Raw genomic sequence first — 16913 nt, 5'->3', positions numbered from 1 at the left:
CGATGTCAGCCGTTCCCGGATTTCAACCAAACCATTCCTGAAACCCGCTGCAGCGGAAAATGCATTTCCGCTGCGGCGCGCTTTTCAGCAACCGCCCCACTCGGATATTTTAGGTGGCCGGCCTATCTTGCGCGGCTGAAAGCCCTATTCTGTTTTGCCTATGCCATTGCCCTGGGAGCGAACCAAATGAACAAGCCCGTCACCTCCGCGCGCGTGCCCGGCCGCGGCCGCGTCTTCAATTCGATCACGGAGACGATTGGCGACACGCCGCTGGTCAGGCTGGACAAGTTCGCCAGGGAGAAGGGCATCGTCGCCAACCTGATGGCCAAGCTCGAATTCTTCAACCCCATCGCCTCCGTCAAGGACCGCATCGGCGTCGCCATGATCGAGGCGCTGGAGGAAGCCGGCAAGATTGCGCCCGGCAAGACCACGCTGATCGAGCCGACCTCCGGCAACACCGGCATCGCGCTCGCCTTCGCCGCCGCCGCCAAGGGCTACAAGCTGATCCTCACCATGCCGGAGACGATGTCGGTCGAGCGCCGCAAGATGCTGGCGCTGCTCGGCGCCGAGCTGGTGCTGACCGAAGGGCCGAAAGGCATGAAGGGCGCCATCGCCAAGGCCGACGAACTCGCCGCCACGCTGCCCAACGCCATCATCCCGCAGCAATTCGAGAACTCGGCCAATCCCGAGATCCACCGCCGCACCACGGCCGAGGAGATCTGGAACGACACCAATGGCGAGGTCGATATCTTCGTCGCCGGCATCGGCACCGGCGGCACCATCACGGGCGTCGGCCAGGTGCTGAAGAAGCGCAAGCCCTCGCTGCATATCGTGGCGGTCGAGCCGGAGGCCTCCCCGGTTCTGTCCGGCGGCCAGCCCGGCCCGCACAAGATCCAGGGCATCGGCGCGGGCTTCGCGCCGAAGATCCTCGACACGTCCGTCTATGACGAGATCGTCAGGGTGTCGAACGAGGATTCGGTCGCCAATGCCCGCCTGGTCGCGCGCCTTGAAGGCGTGCCGGTCGGCATCTCCTCGGGTGCCGCGCTCCAGGCGGCCATCGTCGTCGGCTCGCGGCCGGAGAACAAGGGCAAGAACCTCGTCGTCGTCATCCCCTCCTTCGCCGAGCGCTATCTGTCGACCATTCTGTTCGACGGGCTGGGGGCTTAGGGCGCCCTTCGTCATCAGCGGGCTTGACCGACCCGACGATTGTCTGTACGCGCGCCGGCAGCGGCGGCTTCGTCGTCGAGGCGGCGCTTGGCATGGCCGGCTCGGCAGACCGCATGCCTTGGAGATTGCCTGAAGCCTTCCAACTTCGTCAATCCACGGGCGGAGCAAGGAGCGAAGCGACGCGCGCAGACCCAAGGATCCATTCCGTGACTTCGACGCGCCGCAACGGTGCAGAATTCTGCTCCGCTGCATCCTACGATCGAGGTCACGGCATGGATCCCAGGGTCTCCGCGACGCCGCTTCGCGGCTGCTTCGCCCAGGGATGACGAAGTTGAGAGGCTTCCGCCAATCCCCAGCGTTTGCGCGATCCCCCGGAAAGGGTGATGACGCCTGCTCACCGATCAAACCGACATTAACCCCCCACAAGCTTCGCCTTCTCGCCTTGCAGGAAACGCCGCAGCGCCGGGTCGCGCTCGAGGCCGATCGCCTGGTCGTAGGCCTGCGCCGCCTGCTTCGTGTTGCCGAGCCTGGCCAAGAGCCCGGCGCGCGCGGCCCAATAGGGCTGGTAGTCCTGCAGCCGCTTGTCGTCGCCCAGCACATAGAGCGCCGCCAGCCCGGCTGTTGCACCCTCGGTTTCGGCGATGGCCACCGCACGGTTGATCGCCACCACCGGTGAGCCGGCGACGGAAAGCAGCGCGTCGTAAAGCTGGCGGATGGCCGCCCAGTCCGTGCCGCTGCCGCGCCGGCGCGCCGTGTGGGCGGACTGCACGGCGGCCTCGAGCTGGTAGCGGCCGATGAGGCCCCTTTGCGCGGCGCCCGCCAGCAAGGCCTCCGCCTCGTCGATCAGGCTGTCGTCCCAGAGCGCGATATCCTGTTCGGCCAAAGGCACGAAGTCTCCATCCGGGCCGCGCCGTGCCGAGCGGCGCGCCTCGGCGAACAGCATCAGCGCCAGCAGTCCCAGCGCCTCCGGCTCGTCCGGCATCAGCGAGGCGACCAGCCGTCCAAGCCAGATTCCTTCGCCGGCGAGGTTGCGCCGGCGGCTGTCGGTGCCGGTCGGATCCGACCAGCCTTCGGCGAAGGTGGCGTAGATCGCTTCCAGCACGGCGCCCAGCCGCTCGCCGAGCTCCGCCTTCTCCGGCACGCGAAAAGGAATCCCGGTCTCGCGGATGCGCGCCTTGGCCCGCACCAGCCGCTGCCCCATTGTCGCCGGCGAGACCAGGAAGGCAGAGGCGATCGTCGCGGCGTCGAAGCCGAGGATCGTCTGCAGGATCAGCGGCGCGCGCACGCTGGCTTCGATCGCCGGATGGGCGCAGGCGAACATCAGCCGCAACCGGTCGTCGGGCAGCTCCTCGCCGCTCATGCGCGCCTCCATCTCCTCGGCGATCAGCTGCAGATGATCGCGCGCCGCCTCGCCGGTCAGCCGCCGCCGCACGGCGTCGACATCGCGCCGGCGCGCCACCGCGAGCAGCCAGGCTTCCGGCTGCGCCGGCACGCCAGTCCTGGGCCAGCGCTCCAGCGCGGCCGCGAAGGCGTCGGCCAGCGCGTCCTCGGCGCCGGCGACGTCGCGCGTGCGCGCCGCCAGCCAGGCGACCAGCTTGCCGTAGCTGCTCCGGGCGGCCGCTTCCGCCGCCGCCCGCGCGATCTCCGAGCGATCATCCATCGCGGCTCACTCCGCGGCGGCGACGTACTCTGCCATTTCCCAGATCGGCCGCACCTCGACCGTGCCGGTGGCGGACGCGGGACAGCGCGCGCCCCATTCGATGGCCGTGTCGATGTCGGCCGCCTCGATCATGTAGAAGCCGGCCAATTGCTCCTTGGTGTCGGCATAGGGGCCGTCGAGCACATTGGTCTTGCCGCCGGTGAGCCGCACCGAGGTGGCCGCCTGGGTCGGGCGCAGCCGCTCGCCGGCGATATACGCCCCGGATTTCTTCAGCGCTTCGGTGTAGGCGCCATAGGCCGCGAGCACCTGGTGGGTCTGCTCCTTTGGAGCATTCGCCATCGCGGCTTCGTCATTGTAGATCAAAAGCATGTATCGCATGGTCTTCTCCCGTTTCTTGAAGGCCGCGTCGTTGCGTGCCGACCTATGTCGTGCGGCATCGACCGATTTCGACAGGCGCCGGAAAAATCTTTCGTCCCCAAAGCAGCCAAGCGCAAGTCGGCGCTTTTTCGCCGCCACTCAACCGTTCGTCCAGATCATGATCCCAAAAAGTGGCCCCGGTTTTTTTGGAAAGGATCATGGTCAAACAGAATGCGTTGAATTGCGGGTTGGCATTTGGCTCCTCCCGTCTAAACTCACGAGTCTCGCGCCGGGGAGGCGGCAGCGCGACTGTTTTCAGGAGAGGAAACCCTATGCTCGATTTCAGGACGAAATTTGTTGCCGCCGGCGCCTTGGCGCTGTCGCTCGGTCTCGGCGCCGTATCGGCCGGGGCGCAGGAGTTCATCAATGTGCTCACCGGCGGCACGTCGGGCGTCTATTATCCGCTCGGCGTCGCGCTGTCCGAAATCTACGGCAAGGGCATAGAGGGCTCACGCACGCAGGTTCAGGCGACCAAGGCTTCGGTCGAGAACCTGAACCTCCTGCAGCAGGGCAAGGGCGAGATCGCCTTCGCGCTCGGCGATTCCGTCAAGATGGCCGCCGAGGGCAACACCGAAGCCGGCTTCCCGGGCAAGCTCGACAAGTTGCGCGGCATTGCCGCGATCTATCCCAATTATATCCAGATCGTCGCCAGCCAGGACTCCGGCATCAAGACGCTCGCCGACCTCAAGGGCAAGAGCCTGTCGGTGGGCGCGCCCGCCTCCGGCACCGAGCTCAACGCGCGCGCCATCTTCGCCGCCGCCGGTCTCAAATACGAGGATCTCGGACGCGTCGAATATCTGCCTTTCGCCGAGTCCGTCGAGCTGATCAAGAACCGCCAGCTCGACGCCACCTTGCAGTCGGCCGGCCTCGGCGTCGCCTCCATCCGCGATCTCGCAACTTCCGTGCCGATCAACGTCGTCGCCGTGCCGGCCGAGGACGTCGCCAAGATCGGGGCGCCCTATCTTTCCGTGGTCATCCCGAAAGGCACCTATGAAGGCCAGGCGGAAGATGTCCCGACCGCCGCGGTGGGCAACTTCCTGATCACCCGCGCCGACGTCTCCGACGAGACCGCCTATCAGATGACCAAGCTCTTGTTCGAGCATCTCGACCAGCTCACCGCCGCTCATGCCGCCGCCAAGGCGATCGATCCGGCCAAGGCGCTGGACGGCATGCCCGTGGCGCTGCATCCCGGCGCTGAGCGCTACTACAAGGAAAAGGGCCTGCTGAAATAGGCCCTCACCATCGAGGAAGGGCTATCGCATAGCGCAGCGCCAGCCCCCTCATCCGGCCGCTTCGCGGCCACATTCTCCCCGGTGGGGAGAAGAGGTTGGCAGCGACGCCGACAATCTCCTCTCCCCTCGGGGAGAGGTCAGCCGAGCGAAGCGGAGGCTGGGCGAGGGGGAGCGCCATACGTGGTTTCCCTCCCCTCAACGGAGAACGGTATTGCCCGTCAGGAACCCGCCAATGACCGAGACCCCGACCGTTCTTTCCCCCGCCGCCGAAGAACAGGTCGAAGGGCTGCCGCCGGGCTTCGGCGACGGCCTCGCTGGCAAGGCCGCCTTTGCCATCGCCGTCGCCTTCTCCGTCTTCCAGATCTACATCGCCGCTTATGGCAGCCTGCCTAGCCAGGTGGTGCGGGCCATGCATGTCGGCTTCCTGCTGCTGCTCGGTTTCGGCCTGATCGCCAATTTGCGCGCCACCGGCCTGGCGGCGAAGGCGGCGTTCTGGACGCTCGGCGTGCTGGGCTTCGCAACCGGTCTTTACAACTGGGTCTTCTATGCCGACCTCATCCGCCGTTCCGGCTTCCTCACCACGCCGGACCTGGTCGTCGGCACGCTGCTGGTGGTGCTGGTCTTCGAGGCCGCGCGACGGCTGATGGGTCTGCCGCTGGCGGTGATCGCCTTCATCTTCCTCGCCTATTGCTTCGTCGGCAATCATTTGCCGCCGCCCTTCATCCATCGCGGCTATGATTTCGCGCAGCTGGTCGACACCTTCGCCTTCGGCACCGAGGGCATATACGGCACGCCGGTCTATGTCTCGGCCGCTTATATCTTCATCTTCGTCGTCTTTGCCGCCTTCCTCGAACGTGCAGGCATGATCGCGCTGTTCAACGATTTCGCGCTCGGCCTCGTCGGCTCATGGCGCGGCGGCCCGGCGCAGGTCTGCGTGCTCTCCTCCGCGCTGATGGGCACCATCTCCGGTTCGGGCGTCGCCAATGTCGTCGCCAGCGGCCAGTTCACCATTCCGCTGATGAAGCGCTTCGGTTTCCGCTCGGCCTTTGCCGGCGCGGTCGAGGCGACCTCCTCGATGGGAGGCCAGATCATGCCGCCGGTCATGGGGGCCGTCGCCTTCATCATGGCCGAGACGCTGAACATCCCTTATGCCGAGGTCGTCAAGGCGGCGATCATCCCGGCGCTGCTCTATTTCGGCGCCTGTTTCTGGCAGGTGCATCTGGAGGCCGGCAAGGCCGGGCTGCATGGCATGGCCAAGGCCGAGTTGCCCAATCCCTGGGAGGCGGTGCGAAAGCACTGGCCGCTCGTGCTGCCGCTCGCCGTGCTGGTCTATCTGCTCTTTGCCGGCTACACGCCGATCTTCGCCGGCACGATGGGCCTGGCGCTGACCATCGTGCTCATCCTCGGCACACCGCTGGCGGCACTGATCGGACCGCTCGCCTTCCGCGTCGTCTTCTGGCTGGCCCTCGGGCTTGCCGCCGCGTCCTTCATGCGCTTCGGTGTCAATGTGCTGAGCCTCGTCATCGCGGCGCTCGTCATTGCCTGCCTCGCCTTCAAGGGTGGGCGCGAGACGCTGCGCATCTGCGTCGATTCGCTTGCCGAAGGGGCCAAGAACGCGCTGCCCGTCGGTATCGCCTGCGCTATCGTCGGCATCGTCATCGGCACGCTGACGCTCACCGGCATCGCCTCCACCTTCATCGGCTGGATCATCTCCATAGGCGAGAACAATCTGTTCCTGTCGCTGGTGTTGACCATGCTCACCTGCCTGGTGCTCGGCATGGGCATTCCGACGATCCCCAACTACATCATCACCTCCTCGCTTGCCGGTCCGGCGCTGCTGTCGCTCGGCGTGCCGCTGGTGGTCAGCCACATGTTCGTCTTCTATTTCGGCATCATGGCGGACCTGACGCCGCCGGTGGCGCTCGCCGCCTTCGCCGCCGCGCCCATGGCCAAGGAAAGCGGGTTGAAGATCGGCATCCAGGCGACCAAGCTCGCCATTGCCGGCTTCGTCGTGCCGTTCATGGCCGTCTACACGCCGGCCCTCATGCTACAGGACGCCGGCCCGATCGCGACCTCGTTCGGCTATCCCGTCGAGGTCGCCTATATCGTCGCCAAGGCCTGCATGGGCATTGTGCTGTGGGGCGCCGCCGCCGTCGGCTTCCTCGCCCGGCGCATGGCCTTGTGGGAGCGTCTGGTCGCTTTCGCAGCCGGCCTGCTCCTGGTGGTCGCGTTGCCGCTCACCGATGAGACCGGCTGGGCGCTGGCCCTGGCGTGGATCGGCTGGCATTGCTGGCGCGCGCGCCGGCTGTCCACGGCCGGCGCCGCATGAGCCTATGCATCCTCGCCGCCGGCAAGACGGTGACGCTCGCCGCCGCCGCCTTCACCCTGTCCTGGACACATTCGGTGGAACGCACGCGCTGGCAGGAGGATTGGAAAGTGTCGCCCGCCGGGCTGCAGGTCGTCGAGGCGCGGGTGAAAGGCTCCGGCGCCGGCATGGAGCCGCCCGAGGGCTCGGTGCTGCGGGAAGGCTGGTGGGTCTATCAGCCGCGTCTCGGACCCCAGCCGCGTCTGGTGCTCGCGGCGTCGGGCGCCACCGGGGAAGGCTGGACGCTGTGCACGGTCATGGGTTGCCGAGAGCTGGGCGGGACGGCCGGCGAACCCACCGTGCTCGAACCGTGCGCCGGCTCGAGCCAGCCGCGATAGCGCACGATCAGCCCGGCCACCCCGCCGATCTTAAAGCATGTCTCCCGAAAGTGGGAACCGGTATCGGGATAAAGACATGCGTAAAATCAAAAAACCTAAAGCGCATGGAGCGAATCTGAAAGATCGCGACGCGCTTTAGCCGATCAACCGCTCCCGCAACTCGGCAGATGGTATCTCGCAGCTGTCCTTGCGGCCGAACAGCGCGTAGCGATTCCTGGCGACGCGGTCGTAGAGCCAGTCGCGCAACGGTCGCGGCAGGATGAGCAGCGTCTTGGCCGCGCGCCATGGCCAGCCGAGCGCGGCCATGACCGCGACGAAACTGTCGAGTTTGGTGAAGGGGGCGCCGTCGATGATGGCGAGGTTGCTGTCGTAATCGTCGGTCGGCAGGCCGTGCCGGTGAAACAGCGACTCGCCGAGCGGCGATTGCGCCGTGGCGAAGCGGAAGCGTTTTTCCCGGTCGAGTTTCAGGACGAGTTGGACGAAGCCCGAGCAGAACACACAGACGCCGTCAAAGACGATCAGCGGCTGCCGGGCGTCATAGGTTTGGCGCGGTAAGGTGGGACTTTTGGGCAGGTCGGTCATGGCGGCCCCGGCTGCTTAATGTCATTAGACATTAAGCCGGCCGGCGGCGGCGTCAAAGTCGCGGCGTTGTCGCACGCCAGTTGGCGGCGAGCACAAGGCGCTCGACGCGATAGGTGGTGGCGCGCTGGTCGGCGGCCGGCCGGCAGATGCGGCTGTGGTGGGCGCGTAGCCGGGTCATGATCAGTTCGCGCCGACGCCCAGCGAATTGCCGCGGCGCGCGCAGGCCGGCCCCGGGCCGCGCATGTAATAGCGCTCCGGCCGGTAGGTCGGCGCAACGAATTCGCGAATGGCGGCGGCGTAGCCTGTAATGTGGTTCCAGAAGTTCATTTTAACTGTCCCTGTCCCGCTTTCGGATGTCCCGTCCGAATTGTTCGAGAGCATAGCGTCGAGGCGTGAATAGTCGGTGAACGTGATGTTAATTTCTGGTCCGAAACTCGTTGCATCGTGGCCGGATTGCGGCTGATTCGCGGTGTTTCGGTGCCTTTCGTCGCCTTTCCGCGTCGTGTGACTTTTGCATCACATATGTTTCGTTCCGATGTCGCTTGGCCGCGCTTCCGTTTCACCTTCGTCCGACGGCAGGAAATTTCCTTTCGCGGGTCCGGGCGGACAGGAACCTGTCCCGGAAGACGACGTTGATCCGCAAGGGCCGGGATGAACCCGGCCATGTTGACGGCTGTCCGCCGCGCAACTTCCCGACAATGCGAAACATGGAAAGGCAACCGCCATGGGCTTCTTTTCGAAAGACATCAAGACGCTGGACGATCTCTTCATCCACACGCTGCGCGACATCTATTATGCCGAGAAGGAGATCGAAAAATCGCTGCCGAAGATGATCGACAAGGCGACCGATCCGCAATTGAAAGCCGGCTTTGAGAAGCATCTCACGCAGACCAAGGGTCACATCGAGCGGGTCGAGCAGGTGTTCGAGCTGCATGGCGTCAAGGCCAAGACCGTCAACTGCCCGGCCATCGACGGCATCCTCGCGGAGGCCGACGAGGTGAGCGGCGATGTCGACGACAAGGAGGTCCTCGATGCCGCGTTGATCGCCTCGGCGCAGGCCGTCGAGCACTATGAGATAACGCGCTACGGCACGCTGATCGCGTGGGCCAAGCAGCTCGGCCGCAGCGATTGTGCCAATGTGCTGGCCAAGAACCTCAAGGAAGAAGAGGCGACCGACCGCAAGCTCACCGAGATCGCCGAAAGCAAGGTCAACTGCAGGCGGCCGAGTAGCTGCTGATAAGGCCGGCGCATGGCGTCGGCCTTCCCGTCCCCGGGAACCGAAGCGGCGTTCCGGCCGTTTCGGTTTGTCCGATGTTGCCCCCGATGCTGCAAGGAGTGTTCGTCATGGCGCCGCGCCCCGCCTGGAGCGGTTATCTCAAGCTTTCACTGGTCACCTGCGCCATCCAACTGAGCAACGTCGTCACCCACGCCGAAAAGGTGTCCTTCCACATCCTCAACCGCAAGACCGGCAACAGGGTCCGGCGTGTCTATGTCGACCAGAAAAGCCAAAAACCGCTGGAAGAGGATGAGGAGGTCAGGGGTTTCGAGGTCGGCAAGGACGACTTCATCCGCATCGAGGACGAGGATATCGAGGCGGTGCAGATCGAATCCTCGCACACGCTTGATCTCGACGGCTTTGTCGACAAGGCTTCGATCGATCAGGTCTATCTCGACACGCCCTATTATGTCTCGCCGGCAGACAAGGTTTCGCAGGAGGCCTTCGCCGTCATTCGCGATGCGTTGGCCGAGAAGAAGATGGCCGGCCTCGCGAGCATCGTGCTTTATCAGCGCGAACGCCCGGCGATGATCGAGCCGTTCGGCAAAGGCATGCTGCTGACGACGCTGCGCTACGGAGACACGGTGCGCGAAGCATCCCAGATCTTCGCCGATATCCAGTCCGCGAAGCTGGACGGCGAGATGGTCGGGCTGGCCGAGACTATCATAGACAAGAGGAAAGCGAAGTTCGACCCTGCAAAGTTCAGGGATCGCTACGAGGAATCGCTGCTCGAGCTGGTCCGCTCCAGGAAGGCCGGGAGAAAAGCGCCGAAGGCCAAGGCATCGCCGAAACCGTCCAATGTCGTTAACCTGTTCGACGCGCTGAAGAAGAGCCTCAACGCCGACGACGGCAAAGCCGGCAAGGCATCGTCCAAAGCGCCGGCGAAACGAACGAAGGCCAAGGCCGCGCCGAAGCGCAAGTCCGCATAGGAGCACGCAATGGCGAGCCTCGAACAATATCACGCCAAGCGCGACTTCAAGAAAACCGCCGAGCCGGCCGGTAAGGTAAAGCGCGGCAAGCAGGGCGGCGGCATCTTCGTCGTCCAGAAGCATGCCGCGACGCGGCTTCATTACGATTTCCGCCTGGAGCATGACGGCGTGCTGTGGAGCTGGGCGGTGACGCGCGGCCCGAGCCTCGACCCGCATGAGAAGCGGCTGGCCGTGCATGTCGAGGATCACCCGATCGACTACGCCTCCTTCGAAGGCACCATTCCGAAGGGCCAGTATGGCGGCGGCTCGGTCCTGGTCTGGGACGAAGGCAGATGGGTGCCGGATGGCGATCCCGCTCAGGGCATGAAGAAGGGCCATATCGACTTCGATCTCGAGGGCCACAAGCTCAACGGCCGCTGGCATCTGGTCAGGCTGAGGCCGCGCCCCGGCGAGAAGCGCGACAACTGGCTGCTGATCAAATCCGACGATGCTGCCGCCCGTCCTGGCGAGGACATCCTCGAAGAAGAGCCGAAATCGGTGAAATCGGGCCTCACCATCGAAGAGGTTGGCGAAGGCAAGGCGGCCAAGGGGCAGACACCGAAAGTCTGGCAATCGGACAGGCCTGCCAAAGCCAAGGCCGGCCAGGCCCGGCGGCTCGAATTCATCGAACCGCAGCTGGCGACGCTGGAGAAGGAAGCGCCCACCGGCGACGACTGGCTGCATGAAGTGAAATTCGACGGCTATCGCATGCAGGCGCAGATCGAAGGCAGCGAGGTCAGGCTGCTCACCCGCGCCGGCCTCGACTGGACCGGGAAGTTCGAGGGGCCGGTCACCGCCGCGCTGGCCAAATTGAAATGCCGCGATGCCATCATCGACGGCGAGGTCGTAGTGCTGGCCGACAGCGGCGTGTCGTCCTTCCCGCTGCTGCAGGCGGATCTCTCGGCCCGCCGCGCCGACCGCTTCATCTATTATGTGTTCGACCTGATGCGGCTCGACGGCGAGGATCTGCGCCGCGAGCCGCTGGTCGAACGCAAGCAGGCGCTGGCCGAACTGCTGGGCCGGCAGCCCGAAAATTCGGCGCTGCGCTTCAGCGACCATTTCCACGAGCCCGGCAAGGTCATGCTGCAGCATGTCTGCCGCATGGGTCTGGAAGGGGTGGTGTCGAAGCGCGCCGATGCGCCCTATCGCAGCGGGCGCGGCCTCACCTGGATCAAGTCGAAATGCACGCTCAGGCAGGAATTCGTCATCGGCGGCTATCTGCCTTCGGACAAGACGGGCCGCGGCCTGCGCTCGCTGCTGGTCGGCTTCAATGAGGGCGGCAAGCTGCACTATGCCGGCCGTGTCGGCACCGGCTTTTCCGGCAAGGTGATGACGGATCTGAAAAAGAAGCTCGATCGCCTCGAGGCGAAGACATCGCCCTTCTCGGCCGCGGTGCCGAAGGGCAAGGGGCTCACTTTCGTCAAGCCCGAGCTTGTCGGCGAGGTGGAGTTCCGCAGCTGGACATCCGACCGTATAATCCGCCACGCCTCGTTCCAGGGGCTGCGCGAGGACAAGCCGGCGGAGGAAGTCGTGCAGGAAAAGCCGAAAAAGGCCGAGAGCCAGCCAAAGCCGGGCGCAAAGACGCCCTCAAAGCCTTCGGCCGGAACGGCGAAGACATCGATAAAACTCTCTCATCCCGATAAGCTGCTGTGGCCCGACGAGAAGGTTTCGAAACAGGACCTGCTCGACCACTACGCGCTGGTGTGGCCGCGCATGGAGCCGTTCGTCGTCAACCGGCCGCTGAGCCTCGTGCGGGCGCCGGACGGCGTCCACGGCCAGCGCTTCTTCCAGAAACACGCCTCACCCGGCATGAGCGACAAGATCGCCAGGATGAAAGATCCGACCGATGGCGAGCAGATCCTCTACATCAAGGATTTCGACGGGCTGGCGGCGCTGGTCCAGTATGGCGTGGTCGAGGTCCACATCTGGGGCTCGACGATCGATGCGCTGGAAAAGCCGGACCAGATCATCTTCGACCTCGATCCGGATGAAGGCGTCGATATCTCCAAAGTGCGCGAGGCGGCGCTCGACATCCGCAAGCAGCTCGACGAGCTGTCGCTGCCGAACCTGGTCAAGACCTCCGGCGGCAAGGGCTATCATGTGCTGGTGCCGCTGAAGCCCTCGGCGGAATGGGACGAGGTCAAGGACTTCGCCCACGACTTCGCCCGTGCGCTGGAGCAGGCGGCGCCCGACCGCTACACGGCGACGCTGTCCAAGAAGGCCCGCACCGGAAGAATCTTCGTCGACTATCTGCGCAACGGCCGCGGCTCGACCACCGTCGCGCCCTATTCCTCGCGCGCCAAGAAGGGCGCGACTATATCGATGCCGGTGACCTGGCCCGAGATCGAGAAGGGCCTTGCGCCGAATGCCTTCCCGCTTGGGGACGAGACGACGCTGGCACAGCTGAAGAAGGCCGATCCGTGGAGGGAGTTCTTCAAGCTGGGGAAGGCGTTGAAAAGGGGGTGATCGCGGGCAAGACCCAAGGTCGCTTATGCCGAGATCCTTCGCCCCCCTCTCTGTCCTGCCGGACTGCGCGGCCCTTCGCTGTCGCTCAGGGCTTTCGTCGCTCGGAAAGCCAAGCAATTGGCTTTCCGTCCATTGCGCGGACCGCTCCTCAACCTCCTCAAGGGGGAGATTGGCAGCTTTGGCGCGGCGCCTCTTCTGCAACGTTGACGATTAGCGAAAGAGAGCGTGACATCCGATCTCCCCCCTTGAGGGGGAGATGCCCGGTAGGGCAGAGAGGGGGGCCTCGCGCCAGCATTGCGAGGCTGTCGTTAGTGCGCGCCCCCTAGGACAGAAACACCCTTTCGAACTCCCGCTTTCCTCCGGGCGAAAACACCACGGCGCGGCTGTCCTTCTCGCGGCGGGCCCATTTCTCGGCGATGATCCTGTCTAGGATAGCGGCCCCGAGCGTGCCGGCGAGATGGGATCGCCGCACGCTCCAGTCGAGGCAGGCGCGGCACACCGGCCGCCGCGCCTTGGCCTGGATCTCGATGCCGAGCGCGGAAAAATGCGAGGCGCCGGCTGACGAGAGGCGGATCTCGTTGTCCTCGCGCAGCAAAAGCTTCCTGTCGAAGAGCCGGTCGAGCATCGCCACCGCCTGCTCGCCGGCGAGGTGGTCGTAGCAGACCCGCGCCACGCGCATGGCCGCGTCGCGCGGTCCCGGCCGCACCCGCTTCGGGCCGACCGCCTCGGCGACGCCGATGATCGCCTCGATCATGCCGGCCACCTGCGCGCTGGCCAGCCCGTAATAGCGGTGACGGCCCTGGCTGGCCAAGGTCAGCAAGCCGCCTTCCATAAGCTTGGACAGATGCGAGGAAGCCGTGGGCAGCGACACGCCGGCTTCCAGCGCCAGTTCCGACGCCGTCAGCGCCGTGCCGCCCATCAGCGCGTTCAGCATGTTGGCGCGGGCCGGGTCGCCGACCAGGCTGGCGATGCGGGCGATATCGGGTCCTTCACGCATGGTTCGATCCTCATCGAAGCATTCCCGTCAGGGAAGCATTATTCTGGGGTCATCTCAAGCAGCCCGGGCAAACACTCCTGACAGGAGGATGCCTAGAGCATGATCCCGAAAAGTGGGAACCGGTTTTCGGAAAAGATCATGCTCCAACAAAGAGTTAGAGCAGGATGACGATTCGACGAAACGTCATCCTGCTCTAGCACAGAGCCGCCAGCGATGTTTCGATCACGGTCGAAGCATCGATGTGCGCAAGCCAACCGACGAGGAGACCGACATGACCATCACCTGCTTCATCCGCTACGAGATCGACCCGTTCGGCCGGGCGGCCTTCGAGCAATATGCGCGCGCCTGGGGCCAGGCCATTCCGCGCTGCGGCGCCGAGCTAATCGGCTACTACGCGCCACATGAAGGCTCGTCCACCACGGCTTACGCCGCCTACAACATCGAAAGCCTCGCCGCCTATGAGGCCTATCGCGCCCGGCTTGCCGCCGACCCCGCGGGCAAGGCAAATTACGAGTTCGCCAGGCGCGAGAAGTTCATCTTGAAGGAAGATCGCGTCTTCCTGAAGCTGGTGTCGGGGCCGCATGGTCCAAGGCAGCTCTTTCGCACCCACGTGACCGTCAAGGAAGGAATAGAGGCATGATCGCTGTCATCTTCGAGGTCGAGCCGGCGGAAGGAAAGCGCGATGCCTATCTCGGCATCGCCGCCGAGCTCAGGCCATTGCTCGAGAGCATCGACGGCTTCATCTCGGTCGAGCGCTTCCAGAGTCTGACCGATCCGAAGCGCATGCTGTCGCTGTCCTTCTGGCGCGACGAGGAAGCGGTGAAAGACTGGCGCAACACCGAGGAGCACCGCCAGGCGCAGCAGGCCGGACGCGGCGGCATCTTTGCCGGCTATCGTCTGCGCATCGCCCAGGTCGTGCGCGATTACGGGCTGACGGAAAGGGCCGAAGCGCCGGAAGACAGCCGCGCGGCGAACGGGTGAGCCTTCGTCCGCGATCGGAGGAGAAGCGGAGGGCTGCTATCACAAACCGGTGAAGGCTGTAACGAAGCGATCCGCCCCGGCGAAATGGGAGCATGACCCCGCTACGGAGATTGCTTCCCATGACCGGATTGAAGACGAGCCTGCGCGCCGGCGCGATGCTCGCGGCCACCATCGGCGCCGCGGCCGCCCAGCCGCTGACCGTGGTCGAGCTGTTCACCAGCCAGGGCTGCTCGTCCTGCCCGCCGGCCAACGCCAACCTGATCAAGGTCAAGGACCAGCCGGGTGTGCTGGCGCTGTCGTTCAACGTCACCTATTGGGACTATCTCGGCTGGAAGGACACCTTCGGCCGCAAGGAATTCACCGATCGCCAGGTGACCTATGAGCCGCCGCTCGGCCGCGACGGGCCGTTCACGCCGCAGGTGGTGGTGAATGGCAGCCATGACGCCGTGGGCGCGGCGCCGGGCGAGATCCAGGGCCTCATCGCCAACAGCGGCCACCCGCAGGGTCCGGAGCTTTTGCTTGGGCCGGGCAAGGTCAGCATCGGCGCCGGCAAGGCGCCCGGCGGCGGCGCCGACATCTGGCTGGTGCGTTACAACAGAGGCGTCGTCGAGGTGCCGGTGGCGCGCGGCGAGAACACCGGCCGCACGCTGCCGCACGCCAATGTCGTGCATGCGCTGACAAGGCTCGGCAGCTGGAACGGCGACGCAACGACGCTGCCGCTGCCGGCGGCCAGCGGCGGCTTGGCCACCGCCGTGCTGGTGCAGGCGCCGCGCGGCGGGCCGATCCTGGCTGCCGCCGCCAACTGATTTTTCATTCCCTTTCGCGCGGGGCCGCATGGGCGGCAACGCTTCACCAAGGCCCGCATGCGCGCGCCAAACCAAGGAGACTATCTGATGACCAAGTTCCTCACGCTGCCGGCTCTGGCCCTCGCGCTTTCCGCCGCGGTCTTCGTTGCCGGCGCCCGCGCCGACGACACGACCAACGCCATGAAGCCCGCCAATGCCATGGCGACGGATGCGATGAAGCCAGCGACGGACGCGATGAAACCGGCCGACGCCATGAAGCCCGACGCGATGAGCACTGAGGCGATGAAGCCGACCACGGATGCCATGAAACCGGTGGATGCGATGAAGCCTGCAACCGACGCCATGAAGCCGGCGACGGACGCCATGAAGCCGGCGGATAGCACTGCTCAGTGAGGCTGAGCTCGCGGGGCAGCCGGCTTCGCAGCCAATCGCGAATGTCAGCGCTGGCCCCCGCTCCGTCTCGGCGCTGCGCGCCGATCCACCTCTCCCCCGCTTTGCGGGGGCGAGGAAACGCTAACCGCGAAGGGCGAGCAACGCCAATGAGCCACGGAGAGGCCTTCGCAAGCCTGGGTTCCTCGCCCCCGCCAAAGGTGGGGGAGAGGTGGCTCGGCGAAGCCGAGACGGAGAGGGGGAGCGCCGCTGGCGATTACACGCCGCCGCACGGCAAAGTGAGAACCTCCCGATGGCTTCCTTCCTATATACTTAAGACAATTACAGGAGATCAGGACATGAACGGCATAAAGACAAAAGCCGCGCGGCCATTCTTCACCCGCGGCGCGCTTGCGGCGCTTGGCCTTGCGGCAGTCGCCGCGGCCGTCTTCTGGCAGAGCCCGGCCCGCTCGGCCGAGGACGCGGTGGTGATCCCGCCGCCGGCAATGGACGAGAAGGCGGCGAGCGGCACCAAGAAGGCGATCTTCGCCGGCGGCTGCTTCTGGGGCGTGCAGGGCGTCTTCCAGCACGTCAAGGGCGTCAGCAAGGCGGTCTCCGGCTATACAGGCGGCAGCGCCGAGAACGCCGTCTATGAGGTGGTCGGCACCGGCCGCACGGGCCATGCCGAATCCGTCGAGATCACCTACGACCCGTCGAAGGTCACCTACGGCCAGCTGCTGCAGGTCTATTTCTCGGTCGCGCACAACCCGACGCAGCTCAACTACCAGGGGCCGGATTCCGGCACGCAGTACCGCTCGACGATCTTCGCCGAGAATGACGAGCAGAAGAAGGTCGCCGAGAGCTACATCGCCCAGCTCGACAAGGCCAAGGTGTTTTCGAAGCCGATCGTCACCACGCTGGAAACCGGCAAGACCTTCTATCCGGCCGAGGATTATCATCAGGACTTCCTGACGCTGAACCCGACCTATCCCTATATCGTCTACAACGACCTGCCCAAGATCGAGAATCTCAAGGCGCTGTTCCCGCAGCTTTACAGCGAGAAGCCGGTGCTTGTGCTGGCCTCCAGCAAGAGCTGAGAGACCGTTTGGAAATTCTACTCCGGCGGCCATCTGCCGGCGGTTTCTGCGCTTCCGGTGCTCACGGACCTGATGTCCGCTCCGCTCCGGTTCTCGAAACCACCACCATATGACTCGCCGGAGCGAATTTCGAAACGGTCTCCGGGCCGGCCGGTTCCCGGCTTAGGGATATATGCGTGGCGGATGCCTAGG

At 65.1% G+C, this 16913-nt stretch carries 18 protein-coding genes; 12 read left to right on the top strand and 6 right to left on the bottom strand.

The features are described from left to right. Positions 1-186 precede the first annotated feature (186 nt). Complete coding sequence (gene cysK, locus EJ072_RS14555; protein WP_126080300.1) at positions 187-1167, top strand: cysteine synthase A; 981 nt, start codon at positions 187-189, stop codon at positions 1165-1167. Between the two features lie 412 nt (positions 1168-1579). On the opposite strand, the gene EJ072_RS14550 is transcribed toward cysK, so the two are convergent. Next, positions 1580-2827, bottom strand: a complete 1248-nt coding sequence (locus EJ072_RS14550; protein WP_126080299.1) for an RNA polymerase sigma factor — start codon at positions 2825-2827, stop codon at positions 1580-1582. A 6-nt stretch (positions 2828-2833) separates the two neighbouring features. Continuing rightward, positions 2834-3205 (bottom strand): YciI family protein, encoded by a 372-nt coding sequence (locus tag EJ072_RS14545; protein WP_126080298.1) that lies wholly within the window; start codon positions 3203-3205, stop codon positions 2834-2836. A 311-nt stretch (positions 3206-3516) separates the two neighbouring features. Here EJ072_RS14545 and EJ072_RS14540 point away from each other — a divergent pair, with 311 nt between their 5' ends. From EJ072_RS14540 to EJ072_RS14530, 3 genes are all read left to right on the top strand, one after another. Beyond that, a complete protein-coding gene (locus EJ072_RS14540; protein WP_126080297.1) occupies positions 3517-4476 on the top strand; it encodes a TAXI family TRAP transporter solute-binding subunit in 960 nt (319 codons plus the stop codon). A 232-nt stretch (positions 4477-4708) separates the two neighbouring features. Next, a complete protein-coding gene (locus tag EJ072_RS14535) occupies positions 4709-6805 on the top strand; it encodes a TRAP transporter permease (protein ID WP_126080296.1) in 2097 nt (698 codons plus the stop codon). Beyond that, complete coding sequence (locus tag EJ072_RS14530; RefSeq protein WP_126080295.1) at positions 6802-7179, top strand: DUF1850 domain-containing protein; 378 nt, start codon at positions 6802-6804, stop codon at positions 7177-7179. The genes EJ072_RS14535 and EJ072_RS14530 overlap by 4 nt, the downstream gene beginning before the upstream one ends. 135 nt (positions 7180-7314) lie before the next feature. Here the strand turns inward: EJ072_RS14530 and EJ072_RS14525 are convergent, their stop codons facing one another. From EJ072_RS14525 to EJ072_RS14520, 3 genes are read right to left on the bottom strand one after another with little or no spacing between them, the layout of a single operon-like run. Next, positions 7315-7761: a thiol-disulfide oxidoreductase DCC family protein gene (locus tag EJ072_RS14525; protein ID WP_126080294.1), complete on the bottom strand. Its 447-nt coding sequence runs from the start codon at positions 7759-7761 to the stop codon at positions 7315-7317. Positions 7762-7813: 52 nt separating this feature from the next. Further along, a complete protein-coding gene (locus tag EJ072_RS37295) occupies positions 7814-7939 on the bottom strand; it encodes a hypothetical protein (protein ID WP_281059906.1) in 126 nt (41 codons plus the stop codon). A gap of 2 nt (positions 7940-7941) precedes the next feature. Then, positions 7942-8088: a hypothetical protein gene (locus EJ072_RS14520; RefSeq protein WP_126080293.1), complete on the bottom strand. Its 147-nt coding sequence runs from the start codon at positions 8086-8088 to the stop codon at positions 7942-7944. A gap of 397 nt (positions 8089-8485) precedes the next feature. Between EJ072_RS14520 and EJ072_RS14515 the strand changes: the two genes are divergently transcribed. From EJ072_RS14515 to ligD, 3 genes are all read left to right on the top strand, one after another. Next, positions 8486-8998 (top strand): ferritin-like domain-containing protein, encoded by a 513-nt coding sequence (locus tag EJ072_RS14515; protein ID WP_126080292.1) that lies wholly within the window; start codon positions 8486-8488, stop codon positions 8996-8998. 107 nt (positions 8999-9105) lie between these two features. Next, complete coding sequence (locus EJ072_RS14510; protein ID WP_126080291.1) at positions 9106-9966, top strand: Ku protein; 861 nt, start codon at positions 9106-9108, stop codon at positions 9964-9966. A gap of 9 nt (positions 9967-9975) precedes the next feature. After that, entirely contained in the window at positions 9976-12471 is a 2496-nt protein-coding gene (gene ligD / locus EJ072_RS14505; RefSeq protein WP_126080290.1) for a DNA ligase D, read from the top strand. Between the two features lie 322 nt (positions 12472-12793). Here the strand turns inward: ligD and EJ072_RS14495 are convergent, their stop codons facing one another. Then, positions 12794-13468: a winged helix-turn-helix domain-containing protein gene (locus EJ072_RS14495; protein WP_126080289.1), complete on the bottom strand. Its 675-nt coding sequence runs from the start codon at positions 13466-13468 to the stop codon at positions 12794-12796. Positions 13469-13739: 271 nt separating this feature from the next. Between EJ072_RS14495 and EJ072_RS14490 the strand changes: the two genes are divergently transcribed. The 5 genes from EJ072_RS14490 (at position 13740) to msrA (ending at position 16721) form a co-directional block, all read left to right on the top strand. Further along, positions 13740-14108 (top strand): NIPSNAP family protein, encoded by a 369-nt coding sequence (locus EJ072_RS14490; RefSeq protein ID WP_126080288.1) that lies wholly within the window; start codon positions 13740-13742, stop codon positions 14106-14108. Beyond that, the gene (locus EJ072_RS14485) at positions 14105-14449 is read left to right on the top strand and encodes an antibiotic biosynthesis monooxygenase (RefSeq protein WP_126080287.1); all 345 of its coding nucleotides are present in this window, start codon (positions 14105-14107) and stop codon (positions 14447-14449) included. The genes EJ072_RS14490 and EJ072_RS14485 overlap by 4 nt, the downstream gene beginning before the upstream one ends. Positions 14450-14568: 119 nt before the next feature. Then, complete coding sequence (locus EJ072_RS14480) at positions 14569-15255, top strand: DUF1223 domain-containing protein (RefSeq protein WP_126080286.1); 687 nt, start codon at positions 14569-14571, stop codon at positions 15253-15255. Positions 15256-15342: 87 nt separating this feature from the next. Beyond that, positions 15343-15648: a hypothetical protein gene (locus EJ072_RS14475; protein WP_126080285.1), complete on the top strand. Its 306-nt coding sequence runs from the start codon at positions 15343-15345 to the stop codon at positions 15646-15648. Between the two features lie 335 nt (positions 15649-15983). Further along, the gene (msrA, locus tag EJ072_RS14470; protein ID WP_126080284.1) at positions 15984-16721 is read left to right on the top strand and encodes a peptide-methionine (S)-S-oxide reductase MsrA; all 738 of its coding nucleotides are present in this window, start codon (positions 15984-15986) and stop codon (positions 16719-16721) included. The last annotated feature ends 192 nt before the right edge of the window (positions 16722-16913 follow it).

It is taken from the genome of Mesorhizobium sp. M2A.F.Ca.ET.046.03.2.1 (assembly GCF_003952425.1).
GTDB lineage: Bacteria > Pseudomonadota > Alphaproteobacteria > Rhizobiales > Rhizobiaceae > Mesorhizobium.
Note: the sequence above shows the minus strand (reverse complement) of the source record. Positions and strands in the feature narration are given on the sequence as shown.

Excerpts from the sequence above, each read along its gene's own strand:
- EJ072_RS14490 (WP_126080288.1), top strand. The coding sequence starts at position 13,740 with ATGACCATCACCTGCTTCATCCGCTACGAGATCGACCCGTTCGGCCGG.
- EJ072_RS14525 (WP_126080294.1), bottom strand. The coding sequence starts at position 7,761 with ATGACCGACCTGCCCAAAAGTCCCACCTTACCGCGCCAAACCTATGAC.
- ligD (WP_126080290.1), top strand. The coding sequence starts at position 9,976 with ATGGCGAGCCTCGAACAATATCACGCCAAGCGCGACTTCAAGAAAACC.
- EJ072_RS14535 (WP_126080296.1), top strand. The coding sequence starts at position 4,709 with ATGACCGAGACCCCGACCGTTCTTTCCCCCGCCGCCGAAGAACAGGTC.
- EJ072_RS14540 (WP_126080297.1), top strand. The coding sequence starts at position 3,517 with ATGCTCGATTTCAGGACGAAATTTGTTGCCGCCGGCGCCTTGGCGCTG.
- msrA (WP_126080284.1), top strand. The coding sequence starts at position 15,984 with ATGAACGGCATAAAGACAAAAGCCGCGCGGCCATTCTTCACCCGCGGC.
- EJ072_RS37295 (WP_281059906.1), bottom strand. The coding sequence starts at position 7,939 with ATGACCCGGCTACGCGCCCACCACAGCCGCATCTGCCGGCCGGCCGCC.
- EJ072_RS14545 (WP_126080298.1), bottom strand. The coding sequence starts at position 3,205 with ATGCGATACATGCTTTTGATCTACAATGACGAAGCCGCGATGGCGAAT.
- EJ072_RS14530 (WP_126080295.1), top strand. The coding sequence starts at position 6,802 with ATGAGCCTATGCATCCTCGCCGCCGGCAAGACGGTGACGCTCGCCGCC.
- EJ072_RS14480 (WP_126080286.1), top strand. The coding sequence starts at position 14,569 with ATGACCGGATTGAAGACGAGCCTGCGCGCCGGCGCGATGCTCGCGGCC.
- cysK (WP_126080300.1), top strand. The coding sequence starts at position 187 with ATGAACAAGCCCGTCACCTCCGCGCGCGTGCCCGGCCGCGGCCGCGTC.
- EJ072_RS14515 (WP_126080292.1), top strand. The coding sequence starts at position 8,486 with ATGGGCTTCTTTTCGAAAGACATCAAGACGCTGGACGATCTCTTCATC.
- EJ072_RS14485 (WP_126080287.1), top strand. The coding sequence starts at position 14,105 with ATGATCGCTGTCATCTTCGAGGTCGAGCCGGCGGAAGGAAAGCGCGAT.
- EJ072_RS14495 (WP_126080289.1), bottom strand. The coding sequence starts at position 13,468 with ATGCGTGAAGGACCCGATATCGCCCGCATCGCCAGCCTGGTCGGCGAC.
- EJ072_RS14510 (WP_126080291.1), top strand. The coding sequence starts at position 9,106 with ATGGCGCCGCGCCCCGCCTGGAGCGGTTATCTCAAGCTTTCACTGGTC.
- EJ072_RS14550 (WP_126080299.1), bottom strand. The coding sequence starts at position 2,827 with ATGGATGATCGCTCGGAGATCGCGCGGGCGGCGGCGGAAGCGGCCGCC.
- EJ072_RS14520 (WP_126080293.1), bottom strand. The coding sequence starts at position 8,088 with ATGAACTTCTGGAACCACATTACAGGCTACGCCGCCGCCATTCGCGAA.
- EJ072_RS14475 (WP_126080285.1), top strand. The coding sequence starts at position 15,343 with ATGACCAAGTTCCTCACGCTGCCGGCTCTGGCCCTCGCGCTTTCCGCC.